General features: G+C 64.2%; 11 protein-coding genes and 1 tRNA gene. 7 read left to right on the top strand and 5 right to left on the bottom strand.

The window, feature by feature from the left end:
• The first annotated feature begins 86 nt into the window (after positions 1 to 86).
• Positions 87 to 878 (top strand): energy transducer TonB, encoded by a 792-nt coding sequence (locus CC207_RS18520; protein WP_069017847.1) that lies wholly within the window; start codon positions 87 to 89, stop codon positions 876 to 878.
• A complete protein-coding gene (gene rimI / locus CC207_RS18525; RefSeq protein WP_028691170.1) occupies positions 875 to 1330 on the top strand; it encodes a ribosomal protein S18-alanine N-acetyltransferase in 456 nt (151 codons plus the stop codon). Before CC207_RS18520 ends, rimI begins: the two co-directional genes overlap by 4 nt.
• Positions 1331 to 1456: 126 nt before the next feature.
• On the opposite strand, the gene CC207_RS18530 is transcribed toward rimI, so the two are convergent.
• The gene (locus CC207_RS18530; protein ID WP_088852539.1) at positions 1457 to 2620 is read right to left on the bottom strand and encodes a hypothetical protein; all 1164 of its coding nucleotides are present in this window, start codon (positions 2618 to 2620) and stop codon (positions 1457 to 1459) included.
• 66 nt (positions 2621 to 2686) lie between these two features.
• On the opposite strand from CC207_RS18530, the gene CC207_RS18535 reads away from it, so the two are divergent.
• Complete coding sequence (locus CC207_RS18535) at positions 2687 to 3271, top strand: D-Ala-D-Ala carboxypeptidase family metallohydrolase (protein ID WP_028691168.1); 585 nt, start codon at positions 2687 to 2689, stop codon at positions 3269 to 3271.
• Here CC207_RS18535 and CC207_RS18540 read toward each other — a convergent pair.
• A complete protein-coding gene (locus CC207_RS18540) occupies positions 3211 to 4116 on the bottom strand; it encodes a LysR substrate-binding domain-containing protein (RefSeq protein WP_028691167.1) in 906 nt (301 codons plus the stop codon). The genes CC207_RS18535 and CC207_RS18540 overlap by 61 nt on opposite strands.
• Before the next feature lie 157 nt (positions 4117 to 4273).
• Between CC207_RS18540 and CC207_RS18545 the strand changes: the two genes are divergently transcribed.
• The gene (locus CC207_RS18545; protein WP_062364697.1) at positions 4274 to 4888 is read left to right on the top strand and encodes a LysE family translocator; all 615 of its coding nucleotides are present in this window, start codon (positions 4274 to 4276) and stop codon (positions 4886 to 4888) included.
• Between the two features lie 54 nt (positions 4889 to 4942).
• Here the strand turns inward: CC207_RS18545 and CC207_RS18550 are convergent.
• Positions 4943 to 5019, bottom strand: a tRNA-Met gene (locus tag CC207_RS18550).
• Positions 5020 to 5115: 96 nt separating this feature from the next.
• A complete protein-coding gene (locus CC207_RS18555) occupies positions 5116 to 6039 on the bottom strand; it encodes a FecR domain-containing protein (RefSeq protein ID WP_088852540.1) in 924 nt (307 codons plus the stop codon).
• A 201-nt stretch (positions 6040 to 6240) separates the two neighbouring features.
• Between CC207_RS18555 and CC207_RS18560 the strand changes: the two genes are divergently transcribed.
• The 3 genes from CC207_RS18560 to CC207_RS18570 all read left to right on the top strand — a co-directional run bounded on the left by CC207_RS18560 (position 6241) and on the right by CC207_RS18570 (position 10033).
• Entirely contained in the window at positions 6241 to 7455 is a 1215-nt protein-coding gene (locus tag CC207_RS18560) for an MFS transporter (protein ID WP_088852541.1), read from the top strand.
• A 114-nt stretch (positions 7456 to 7569) separates the two neighbouring features.
• Positions 7570 to 8439, top strand: coding sequence for an RHS repeat-associated core domain-containing protein (locus CC207_RS18565; protein ID WP_256582120.1), 870 nt, complete (start codon positions 7570 to 7572; stop codon positions 8437 to 8439).
• 433 nt (positions 8440 to 8872) lie between these two features.
• Positions 8873 to 10033, top strand: a complete 1161-nt coding sequence (locus tag CC207_RS18570) for an MFS transporter (RefSeq protein ID WP_028691163.1) — start codon at positions 8873 to 8875, stop codon at positions 10031 to 10033.
• 22 nt (positions 10034 to 10055) lie between these two features.
• Here CC207_RS18570 and CC207_RS18575 read toward each other — a convergent pair whose 3' ends face one another.
• Positions 10056 to 12530, bottom strand: a complete 2475-nt coding sequence (locus CC207_RS18575; protein WP_088852543.1) for a TonB-dependent receptor — start codon at positions 12528 to 12530, stop codon at positions 10056 to 10058.
• Between the last annotated feature and the right edge of the window lie 95 nt (positions 12531 to 12625).

Genomic DNA, 12625 nt, shown 5'->3' on the forward strand with positions numbered 1-12625 from the left:
CCGCGCTGGCTGACAATCTGTTGCGGCGCATCCTGGGCAACGGCGTTAGAATGCCCGCCTGATTTCGTCCACCGGATACCCGCGCCTTGCTGATCGAGTCCCGCCGCCGCGCCTACCTGTCCGCCATGCAAGTGGTGCACTGGCTGCCGCGCGCCGAACTGCCGTTCGCCGCCCCGTCGCGGCCGGAGCTGCTGTTGCCGGTGGCGCCGGTTGAGGACGTCGACTTCGAGGTGCGTCCAGCCGCCCCCACGCCTGCGCCGAGCGCCACCCCGGCTGCTCCCCAGGCGCGCGCCGAGCGGCCGAAGATCGAAATCCCGCGCCCGGGCAGCGTGCCGAAACCGGCCGCCAAGCCGGTCGAGGCCGAGCAGGAGGCCCCCGCGCCACGCCCGGCGCCGGTACCGCCACCACGCTTTGCCCTGCAATTGCTGCGCGCCGGCAGTTGCCTGCTGCTGGTGGAGCTGGCCACCGGCCAGCCGTTCCAGAGCCGCGATCCGTCGTACCTGCTGCTCAAGGACATGCTGCGCGCCGCCGGCCTGCCGGATGCGCCCCAGATCATCGGCGAGCCGGTGCGCTGGCCGTTGCTGATGCGCGGCAACATGGACCAGGGCCCGGACGCCGCTCGCGACTTCGTCCAGGGTTTCATCGCCGCGCGCCTGGAAGAGGCACCGTGCACCTGCCTGTGGCTGCTCGGTCTGCCGGCCATCCGCTTCGCCGGCCAGGCCGATGCCCAAGCCTACTACCAAGAACTCGAGGTCGACCTGCTCGGCAGCGCCTGGGCCTTGCCCGGCCTTGAACTGTTGATGGACGAACCGCAACGCAAGGCGGACGTCTGGAAAGCCATGCGCCAGCTGATGGCGCGCTGGAAGAGCGTTGAATGAGTGACTCGATCAGTTTCCGCCCGGCAACCGAGGCGGATCTGGATGCCCTGCTTAAGATCGAATATGCCGCCTTCAGCCACCCCTGGACCCGCGGCATCTTCCAGGATGCGCTGAAGTCCTACGAAGTGTGGCTGATGTTCGTTGGCCAGCAGCAGGTCGGCCATGGCGTGATCAACGTGATCATCGATGAGGCGCACCTGCTCAACATCACCGTCAAGCCGGAAAACCAGGGCTGCGGGCTGGGCTTGCGCCTGCTCGAGCACCTGATGGCGCGGGCCTACCAGCTCAATGGCCGCGAGTGTTTCCTCGAAGTGCGCGCCAGCAACCAGTCGGCCTATCGCCTGTATGAGCGCTATGGGTTCAACGAGATTGGCCGGCGCCGTGACTACTACCCGGTGGCGGGTGGGCGGGAAGACGCACTGGTGATGGCCTGTACGTTGCTCGAAGACTGAGCGCTATGCCCTGTAGGGGATAAACCAGCCCTTCAGGATGCGCTGTCGCGCAGGGAACTATCCCTTGTGGGAGCGGCCTCGTGCCGTGAAAGGGCCGCTCCTGCAGGGATCGCGTGAGCAGTCGGCTCAGATCTGCGGGGGGGCCACTTCGATCGGCTTGCGCAGATCTCGCAGGCTGCGCGTCACCGTCCCGGTATTGCACTTGGCCGCCGCCTGTTCCGGCGTCATGTCGCGGATGGTGCGGTAGAACAGCTCGCAGGTCTGCTTCTTCTGGGTCACCTGCCACTTGCTGGTGCAGGCCTGCAGGGTGAGCTTGGCGTCGGCCTGCGGGTTGCGCCCCATGCCGGCCTGCCAGCAGGCGGCGGAGAGGTCCTGGCCCATCATCTTCAAGCCGGCGGCGTCGGCCTTGTCCTGATCGCCGTCGTAGCTTTTCGGATCGGCCGCGTACCAGATCGCGCTCGGATGGTTGGCGCCGAGCACCGGTACCTTGGCGCTGTCCGGCTCCGGCGCGATGCTGACCAGCCCCAGCACGTTGACCTTTGGCCCGTACTGCTGCTGGATCCACGCACGTACCGGCGCGCCGAAGGCGACCATCGGCAAGGCGGCCTTGCCGTCGTGGGTGAGGGCCACTTCCTTGACCATCCGCACCTGGTAGTCGTTGAAGTAGCTGTAGACCCCTTCCAGATCCTTGCCCGCGCTGGCCGGCGCGGCGATCGGGGCGATGTCGACGATGGTCTGGTAGGCCGGGGTCTGGGTGGCCTCGACGCCGTTGAAGGTCAGCAGCTGCGCCCAGCGGTCGGTGGTGTTGGACTTCAGGTAGTCCTGGTAGCGGGTCAGCGAGTAGTCCGGCGGGAAGTGCAGCAACTCGACGCTGCGGCGGTTTTCCAGGGCCATGCCCAGGGGCAGGAACAGGTACCAGCTGTAGTCCCAGCCGCCTTTCTGGTTGAGGCGGGTGGCGCCCTGGTAGGCCAGCTCGCCGCTGTCGAGCAGCTTGCGCAAGGGGGCGGTGTAGGTGGCCGGCACGCCGGTGATGCTGGCGTGCAGCTTGTCGTTGTCGCGGTTTACCGTGACCTTGGCGTTGGCGTAGCCATCGCGTTGCACGCTCTGGGTGAGGTAGTGCTCGACCGTCTGTTCGAGTGTCCAGTCGCGGTAGCAGATCACGTTGCAGTTGTTGGGGTAGGCGAACAAACGGGTGACCCGTTGGGCATCGCCCAGGTCGATCTGCGCGTCGGCCATGGCCAGGCCGCTGAAGGTGAGGGCGGCCAGGCCCGATATAGCAATCTTGTGCATGCTTAACTCCTTGTCAGTGGCCGCCGGGATGGCGGGCGCGCCCATGGTGGATGAAGAGGTGGGGCAATGAAAAGCGCCAGGACATGGCTATTGGCTAGCGCGCTGATCGGGCTGGGTGCGGTCCAGGCCGATGAGCGCGATGTGTGGATGTTCGCCCAATGGGCCGGGGATCACGAGAACCGCAAGTTTCGTGAAATGCTGGTGGAGGCCCGGCTATATGGCGTGGTGCCGATCCATCAGTTGCTGCGCTCGGCCTCGGACTGGCGCCTGTGCAAGGCCTCGCCCTTCGCGGTGCCACCGGCGAGCCACTGGCCGGCGGTGCGCTCGACGCTGGCCTTGATCCAGACCCTGGACCGCCAGGGCATCCTGCGTCAGTTCGAAGTGGTGTCGGCCTACCGCGATCCCCGGCTCAATGCCTGTGCCGGCGGCGCGCCGAGCAGTGCGCACATGCGCGCCTTCGCCGTCGACCTGCTGCTACCGCGCGGGGTCGACCCGAGCCCGCTGTGCCGCTTCTGGCAGCAGCACGGCCAGGCCTGGAACATGGGCCTTGGCCGTTACCCATCGGGGCGCATCCATATCGACACGGCCGGCTATCGCACCTGGGGCGGTGACGGTGGGGCCGGCTCGTCGTTCTGCAGCAAGCCCAGGTGAGCCAGGCAGGCCCGGCACTCGTCGCCGACCCACTGCGCGAAGCGCTGGCGCTTGCTGCCGTCATCCAGTGGTTGCGGGCTGAGCAGGTGGTAGCCGGAGCCATCGCGCAGGAAGCCGTACGGCGCCTGTAGCTGGCCATTGTCCAGTTCGTCGCGGACCATCAGCGCCGAGGCGATGGCCAGCCCCATGCCCGCGCTGGCGGCCTGGATCGACAGGTAAAAGTGCTCGAAGTCGCTGCGCGCCGGGTGCCGGATATCCTGGCCGCTCAGGCGCAGCCAAGTGGCCCAGGCATCGGGGCGGGTGGCGCTGTGCAGCAGGCGTTGGCCCTTGGGATCCGGCGTGGCGACCGGGCCGATCCATTCATCGCAGATCTTCAGGCTGTGCAGTTGGCGGTCCCAGTGGAAGTCATCGCGGCGCAGGGCCAGGTCGATGCCGCTGCGGGCGAAGTCCACCGGGCCGCCGGCGGCCACCAAATGCAGTTGCAGGTCCGGGTGCCGGGTATGGAAGCGCGGCAGGCGAGGGATCAGCCAGCGCATGGCGATGGTCGGCTCGCAGGACACCACCAGTACGTTGTCGTGGGCTTGCTGGTGCAGGCGCTGCACGGCGCCTTCCAACTGCTCGAAGATCGCCTGGGTGGTGGCCTGCAGGTCGCGCCCGGCGCGGGTGAGGAAGATCGCCCGGTTGCGCCGTTCGAACAGCTCCACGCCGAGGTTTTCCTCAAGTAGGCGCACCTGGCGGCTGACGGCGCCGTGGGTCACATGCAGGTGCTCGGCGGCGCGTACGAAGCTTTCGGTTCGGGCAGCGATGTCGAAGTAGCGAAAGGCGGTGAGGGGAGGCAGTTTCATGTGCTGGCCTGTTCCGGCGCTATCGCGGGCACCGTTGGATGTGATGAGGATATGTCAGGAAAACTAGCAGATTAGCCTCACTATAAATCGATTTTTACTCGTTCAAAGCAACAGGATAATCCCATCTTCCGTGAATTTTTATCGAGGATACCTGTTCGTGAACGAACTCATCGCCGTCGCCCTCTTCACCCTCCTGGCCGTCATCAGCCCCGGCGCCGACTTCGCCATGGTCACCCGCAGCAGTTATGCACAGGGCCGCAAGGCCGGCCTCGCCGCGGCGGTAGGCATTGCCCTGGGCGTGCAGGTGCATGTGCTGTACACCGTGTTCGGCCTCGCCGTGATCATCAGCCAGAGCCCAACCCTGTTTGTGGCCATGAAGGTGGTGGGGGCGGGCTACCTGGTGTACCTGGGCTACAAGTCGCTGACCAACACCACGCGCATAAGCCTCGAAGGCCTGGCGCACAGCGAGGCCAGTGTGGCCAGTGCATTACGCACGGGCTTTCTGACCAATGCGTTGAACCCCAAGACCATGCTCTTCGTGGTCAGTGCCTACACCCAGGTGGTGCAGCCCGGCAGCCCACTGGCACTGGACTTCGCCTATGGCGCGTTCATGTCGTTCGCCCATTGGGTGTGGTTCAGCCTGGTGGCGGTGTTTTTCTCCAATCACCTGTTGCGTCGGGCGATGATCGAGCGACAGGTGGTGGTCGATCGGGTCATCGGCGTGGCGTTGATCGGGCTGGGGCTGGCCGTGGTCGTGGCGGGTGTGAAGTAGATTTTTCGCAGGCAAAGAAAAAGGGCTTATCTTTCGATAAGCCCTTTTAGAAGGTGGTGGCTACACAGGGACTTGAACCCCGGACCCCAGCATTATGAATGCTATGCTCTAACCAACTGAGCTATGTAGCCAACTTGGCGCGCATTATTAGCTCGAATCGCGATCCTGTCAACAACGTTTTCAAAAAAAATTTCCAACCTTTCAAAAACTTAGCCGGGCAGGGCGCTTCAGCGCACGACCAGCCAGTGGCCGAGCAGGTTGTGCAGGCGCAGTTGCTGATCGGCAGCCAGGCGCTCGAGGCTCTGCGCCGGGTGGTCGAGGTCGAAATCGCCGCTGACCCGCTGGTAGGTGGCCTGCTCGTTCAGCATCAAGACACGCTGGCCTCGGTAATCGGCCAGGCGTTCCAGCACTTCGCTCAACGGCAGGTTCCTGGCCTTCAACTGGCCGTTGCGCCAGGCATCGGCCAATTTGGCGTCGATCTTCTCGACCGGATTGATGCGGCTTTCGCTGAAAGTCACCCGCTCGCCGGCATTGACCAGGCGCTGGTCGCCACCCTGCAACACCGCAGCCTTGCCGGCGAACACCACCAGTTCGTCGTAGTCGGCATGGCGGGCGATCTGCAGGCGGGTGCCGAACACCTGGATCCGGGTGTCATCGACCTGCACCTCCAGGGCACGGCCATCGAGCATCACCTCCAGGTAAACCTGCCCCTGCACCAGGTGCAACTGGCGGGTGCGGCCACGCAGGTCGACATTCATCGCGCTGGCGCTGTCCAGGTGCAGGGTCGAGCCATCGGCCAGGCGCACGCTGCGGCGCTCGCCGCTGTCGGTGTGCAGTTCGCTGCCCAGGCGCTGCATCACGGGCCAGTAGAGCCAGGCCAATGCGCCCACCAGCAGCAGAAACAGTAGCGCCAGGCACAACCCGGCCCAGCTGCGGCGGACCTTGGCGATGCGTGGTCGCGGGCGCGCCGCTGGAACCTGCAATTGCTGCCAGTAGGCTTCGAGCTGGGCATAGGCCCTGGCGTTGAGCGGGTCCTGGCACCAGCTGGCGAATGCCTGGCGCAGGGCCTCGTCGCAGCCGGGTTGGCGCAGGCGCGAGAACCAGTCCAGGGCTTCCTGCTCGGGGTCGGGCGTTGGCTGCAAGGCGGGCATCGGGCTCATGGGATCGGTCTGCTCGCAGGGGGAGGGCGGTTTCGCCCCGCATTTACAGGGAAGAGGAGAAAGGATGCTAAATATATTGAGAATTATTTACAAGTACGTGTCGGATGGAAGGCTCGCCGAAATAAAAAGGTAGCTTCGTATCTATTTGTTTCACGATAATCGGATCCCAACCCGCGGACGGACATCCAGCCCATGGCCATCAGCAGTACCACGACTTCCAGCGCCAGCAGCCCGGCAAACCAGGCCTCGCCGCTGGTGATGCGCATCATCGGTTTCTGCGCCCTGGCGCACCTGATCAACGACCTGATCCAGTCGGTGCTGCCGGCGATCTACCCGATGCTCAAGGCCAACTACGACCTGAGCTTCGCCCAGATCGGCCTGATCACCCTGACCTTCCAGATCACTGCCTCGTTATTGCAGCCGTGGGTGGGCTTTTTCACCGACAAGCGGCCTACACCGAACCTGTTGCCGCTAGGCACCCTGTGCACCCTGGTGGGTATCGTGATGCTGGCCTTCGTCGGCAGCTTCCCGATGATCCTGCTGGCCTCGGCGCTGGTGGGCATCGGTTCGTCGACCTTCCACCCCGAGACCTCGCGCATCGCCCGGCTGGCCTCCGGCGGGCGCTTCGGCCTGGCCCAGTCGAGCTTCCAGGTCGGCGGCAACGCCGGCTCCGCGCTCGGCCCGCTGCTGGCGGCGGCGATCGTGATTCCCTTCGGCCAGACCCATGTCGCCTGGTTCGGCCTGGCCGGTCTGTTCTTCTTCGCCGTGACCCTGATGCTGCGCCGCTGGTACAAGGAGCACCTCAACCAGGCCAAGGCGCGCAAGGCGGTGCAGGCCACCCACGGCATCTCGCGCCAGCGGGTGATCCTGGCGCTGGTGGTGCTGGGCCTGCTGGTGTTCTCCAAGTACTTCTATATGTCCAGCTTCACCAGCTACTTCACCTTCTACCTGATCGAGAAGTTCCAGCTGTCGGTAGCCAGTTCGCAGTTGCACCTGTTCCTGTTCCTCGGCGCGGTGGCGGCGGGCACCTTCTTCGGCGGGCCGATCGGTGACCGTATCGGGCGCAAGGCGGTGATCTGGTTCTCGATCCTCGGGGTGGCGCCGTTCACCCTGGCGCTGCCGTATGCCGACCTGTTCTGGACCACCGTGCTCAGCGTGGTGATCGGATTCATCCTGGCGTCGGCGTTCTCGGCCATCGTGGTGTATGCCCAGGAACTGGTGCCGGGCAATGTCGGGATGATCGCCGGGATCTTCTTCGGGCTGATGTTCGGCTTCGGCGGCATCGGCGCGGCGCTGCTGGGGTATGTGGCGGATCTGCGTGGGATCGAGTATGTGTATGGGGTTTGCTCGTTCCTGCCGTTGTTTGGGTTGTTGGCGGTGTTTTTGCCGGCTACTGGGAAGCGCTGAGGGGGGTTGTGATCAGATCGGCCCATCCAGTAGATGGGCCTATCATTTTTGCTAGTAGTCTGTTTTAGACGCGGTTGTGATAATAAAAATCCAGCTACCGATGGAAGGCGCGTCATGAATAGCCAGAGGACGGCCAATGTTTTATTGGCTTCGGATCAACAACGATCTGTTTTTTTTGGAGTCTATGAAGCCCATTCATCGCGAAACTTTTCCTATTTACCGTATGGTTTTCTTTCTGTGCCAGGTAATGCACTTGGCTTTAGTGGTGAGCGACTAGAGATTCCATTCGGTAATTATTTTTTGGGTAATGGTTATCGAGCCTTTAATCCGATTCTGATGCGGTTAAGTAGCCCGGACAGCATGAGTCCTTTTGCTGCGGGTGGGGTAAATACATATGCGTACTGCCTAGGCGACCCGGTAAATCGTCGAGACCCAAGCGGTAATATTTCTGTACTCAAGTCTTTAAGGCAGTCGATCCGGCGCTCTTCCCAACCTACGCCTAGACAAAAAGATTTGCCTGCCATTGTAAGGGACGATACCAGTCATACTTATACCAGGACTTACACAACAGATAGACTTCCCATGAATATCGTTGAAAAGCCTCGCGGCATACCCGAGGGTTATCAACTGATTGGGCTTCATGGGACAAAGAGCCAATATGTTGAGTCCCTGGAATCAGGTTTGGATATCAGCTTTTCAAAAGGTGGGTTGGCTGGTCGTGGCTTATATATTACGCAATATGCCGAGCTGGCAAATAACTTCGCTGCCTATGATGGCTCTATAATGGGTGTTTACGTCAAAGACTTTTCACGCTGGGTTGAAGGCAAGCATTATTCCCGTCTTCACAGTCAAGTGATGGTCATTCATGAAAGGGCGTATTACGCAGTTAAAATGTCAAGAGACATAAGGCTCCCAATGGTGTTCGATGCGGCCTATGCACAAAACCCATCTGACGAGCCCTATGGTGGGCGAGTGTGGTTCTAGGGTTCACACGGCTGGTGTATCAAGTCTGCACTATGACAGGGGCCCAAACTAGTCCTTGGTTGCTCGAGCATTGGTTCAGAAGCCACTGTTGTGACTAACAGATTGACGCCTCTGCACTCCCTGCCCTAGAGTGCCGCCTCCTCTCCACCTGCGTAGTCGATGCAATGCGCCGTACCCGTAGTCTCCGCCCACACCGCCAGCCTGTCGCCCCGACAGCGCGCCGCGCGTGGCCGAGCGACACGGTGCTCAAGCGTCGGCGCAGCGTGCTGTTCGCCTTCACCTTCTCGCCACACCTTGCCCTGAACTGATCCGCGCCCCTGCATCCCGCGCCTTTGCGGTGTGATCGCGGGCGCCTGCGTTCGAACATCTTTCAGCGGATTTTCCAGTCGGCCAGGGCCAGAGCCCCTGCGCGCCGGCTTGCAAGGAGTGGTACATGAACATGCGTTTGCTGGCGGGCCTGTTGTTCGCCGTGTCGGTGGTCGGTTTCAGCCTCGGGGCGAGCCTGCCGCTGGTGTCGTTGCGCCTGCACGAAGCGGGGGCGGGGACGCTGGAGATCGGCATCATCTCGGCGATCCCGGCGGCGGGCATGATGCTTTCGGCGTTCATGGTCGACGCCTGCTGCCGGCACCTGACCCGCCGGGTCATCTACCTGCTCAGCTTCAGCCTGTGCACCCTGAGCATCGCCCTGCTGGAATGGGCCTTCGACTCGATGCTGTGGCTGGCGCTGCTGCGCCTGGGGCTCGGCATCGGCATGGGCATCGCGATCATCCTCGGCGAGTCGTGGGTCAACGAGCTGTGCCCGGAGCACAACCGCGGCAAGATCATGGCCCTATACGCCACCAGCTTCACCGGCTTCCAGGTACTCGGCCCGGCGTTGCTGGCGCTGCTCGGCGCCGACAGTCCGTGGCTGACCGGCGTGGTCACCGTCTGTTACGGCCTGGCGCTGCTGTGCATCCTGTTCACCGTGCCCAATGACCATGTCGAGCATGGCGACGAAGGCGAGAAGAGCTTCGGCCTGGCCGGCTTCTTCCGCGTCGCCCCGGCGCTGTGCGTGGCGGTGCTGTTCTTCTCGTTCTTCGACGCCGTGGTGCTGTCGCTGCTGCCGGTGTATGCCAGCAGTCACGGCTTTGCCGTGGGCGTGGCGGCGCTGATGGTGACCGTGGTGTTCGCCGGCGACATGATCTTCCAGCTGCCGCTGGGCTGGCTTGCCGACCGGGTCGAGCGTACCGGGCTGCACCTGGTATGCGGGCTGGTGGCGATGAGCATCGGCATCGCCTTGCCCTGGCTGCTGCAGATGACCTGGCTGCTGTGGCCGTTGCTGGTGGTGCTCGGGGCAGTGGCGGGCGGCATCTACACACTGGCGCTGGTGCTGATCGGGCAGCGCTTCAGGGGGCAGGACCTGGTGACGGCCAACGCCAGTGTTGGCCTGCTGTGGGGTGTCGGCAGCCTGGTCGGGCCGCTGGTCAGCGGCGCGGCGATGGATGTGGCGCCCCATGGCCTGCCCATGGCGCTGGCGCTGATGGCGGGACTGTTCGTGTGCTTCGCCCGCCAGGCCTATCGCCGGGCGGGCAAGCTTCAGGCGGTGGCGGACTGACCCCCAGCCATCGCGCGGCAGGTCAGAACGTTCCGCGCAAGGTCACCGACACGTTGCGCGGGTCGCCCCAGTAGTAGCCGGTCGGCGTCGGCGCCACCTGGCGGTAGTACTTCTTGTCGAACAGGTTGTTGGCGTTCAGCTGCAGCGAGTAGTTGTCGTTGAAGCGGTAGTTCACCATCGCGTTGTACACCGCATACCCCGACTGCGAGGCTTCGGCGCTGCCGCTGCGGTTGTAGATGTCGCTCTGCGCCTGCACGCCGCCGCCCACGGTCCAGGCCTGCAGCTCGCCCGGCAGGCGATAGCTGGTGAACAGGCGCAGCATGCGCTTGGGGTCGGTGGTGCGGATCGGGTTGCCGTTGTTGCCGGTGGTGTCCTTGAGGTATTCGGTGGTGTTGTAGGTGTAGCCGCCGGTCACGTTCCAGCCCGGCAGCACTTCGCCGGAAATCTCCAGCTCGAAGCCCTGGCTGCGGTTCTTGCCCGCGGCGACCTTGCAATAGCCGCTGGTGTAGTTGGGCAGGCACGGGTTCGGCCCGCTGAGGTCGTCCAGCGCGTTGCCGACCTGGTAGATGCGGAAGAACGCCAGCGAGGTGTTCAGCCGGCCCTCGTAGAACTCGCCCTTGATCCCCGTCTCGTAGGCTTCGCCGGTGACCGGTTCGAGCACGGAGCCGGCGGCATCGGTGTTGGTCTGCGGGTTGAAGATCTCGGTATAGCTGGCGTAGGTGCTGAAGTTCTCGTTCAGGTCGTAGATCAGCGCGGCGTACGGCACGATCTCGTTGTCGACGCTGAACTTGCCGCTGGCCTTGGTGTTGTTCTCCTGCTCGTAGTCGTACCCGTTGGCGCGTGCGCCGATGATCGCGGTCAGCGGGTCGGCCAGGGAGATGCGCCAGGTGGCGTAGGCGCCTTCCTGGGTGGTGCGGGTGCGCACCGGGTGGGCGGTGATGTTGATGTGCGGGTTGGACAGGCTGGTTTTCGGGTCCCAGGTGCGGATGTCGAACACGCCCGATTGCACGTTGTTGGTGGCCGAGGCGTAGGAGTCGTTGCGGATGCGCTCGACACCCAGCATCAGCTCGTGGGTGCGGCCGAGCAAATCGAACGGGCCATTGAGGGTGGCGCTGAGGTTGTTCTGCAGGCTCTCGCCGCCATCGCCTTCGGTCACCTGGTAGCTCATCAGGTAAGGGTTGCGGGTCGGGTTGGCGGTGCCGGTGGCACGGCTGAAGTAGGTCTGCTTGAAGCCGTTGTCGTCCAGCTCGAAGTGGGTGCGCTGGGCCATCAGCTTGAGCGTCCAGTCGTTGTCGAAACGGTGTTCGAGCTCGGCGAAAGTCTGCAGGTTGCTGCGGTTCCAGCGGTTCCAGTCGGCGCCCAGGTAGGTGCTGCGGCCGAACGGCAGCGGCGAGCCGTCGTAGTCGGCCGGCAGGTTGCCCCAGGCACCGGTGGCGTCGAGCTGGGTCCATTCCAGGCCGGTGGTGAGGGTGGTGCTGTCGTCGAGGTCGAAGGCCATCACCCCGTACAGCACGTCCTTGCGCTCCTGGCGCGATTGCTGGAAGTGGTCCTTCTCGTCGTGTACCGCGATCACCCGGCCACGCACGTTGCCTGTCTCGGTCAACGGCCCGGAGAGGTCGGCGACGTAGCGCTGGGCGTCCCAGGTGCCGAGGGTGACGCTGCCTTCGCCCTGGAACTCATAGGTGGGCCGCTTGCGCACCAGGTTGACGGTGCCCGAGGGGTTGCCGGCGCCGCGCAGCATGCCGGTGGCGCCGCGCAGGACCTCGGCGCGGTCGAGGATCGCCGAGTCGCTCTGGATGAACGAGCCGCCGCCGCTGCTCTGCACCACGGTGGCGCCGTCGTACTGGATGGCATCGATCTGGTAGCCGCGCGAGAAGTACTGCACCCGCTCGCTGTCGGTGAGGTTGACCACCACGCCGGGGGTCTGTTCGAGCAGGTTGGTGAGGTTGGTGATGTTCTGGTCGTCGATCCGCTGGCGGGTGACCACGGTTACCGACTGCGGGGTGTGGCGGATGCTTTGCGGGGTCTTGCCGATGGTCACCGCACTGGTGGTGTAGGAGCCGCTGTGCTCGGTGGTCTCGCCCAGGCGGTTGCTGGAGATGCTGGTGGCGCCCAGTTGCAGGGCGTCGCCGACGTCCAGGGCAGGGAGCAGCAGGAAGCTCTTGTCGCTTTCCTGCTGGACCTGCACATCGCTGCCCCGCAGCAGGATCTGCAGGGCCTGGGCGCTGTCATGCCGGCCTTGGACGCCCTGGGTGGTCTTGCCCCGCAGGCTGCCGGCGTCGAACGACAGGTTCAGCCCGCCCTGGCGCGCCAGCTGGTCCAGCGCGGCGGCCAGCGGGCCGGCCGCGATGTTCCAGTCGCGCGGCTGGCTCTGGCTGGCGGGCGCGGCAAGGGCGAGGGTCGGCGGCAGGCCGGCGCAGGCCACGCCCAGGCCCAGGGCGGCGGCGCGGATGGCATGGCGCAGGGGGGCGTTGCGGGGGGAACACGGGCGGATCATGAAGCGCTCCTGAAGGTTGGCAGACCACTGTTCGGGCTTGTTTCCTTCAGGCCGGACGAGAATGAGATTCCACCTCATTTATTTTTTTGATGTTT

Origin of the sequence: Pseudomonas sp. DrBHI1 (genome assembly GCF_002205115.1) — a bacterium.
GTDB lineage: Bacteria > Pseudomonadota > Gammaproteobacteria > Pseudomonadales > Pseudomonadaceae > Aquipseudomonas > Aquipseudomonas mosselii.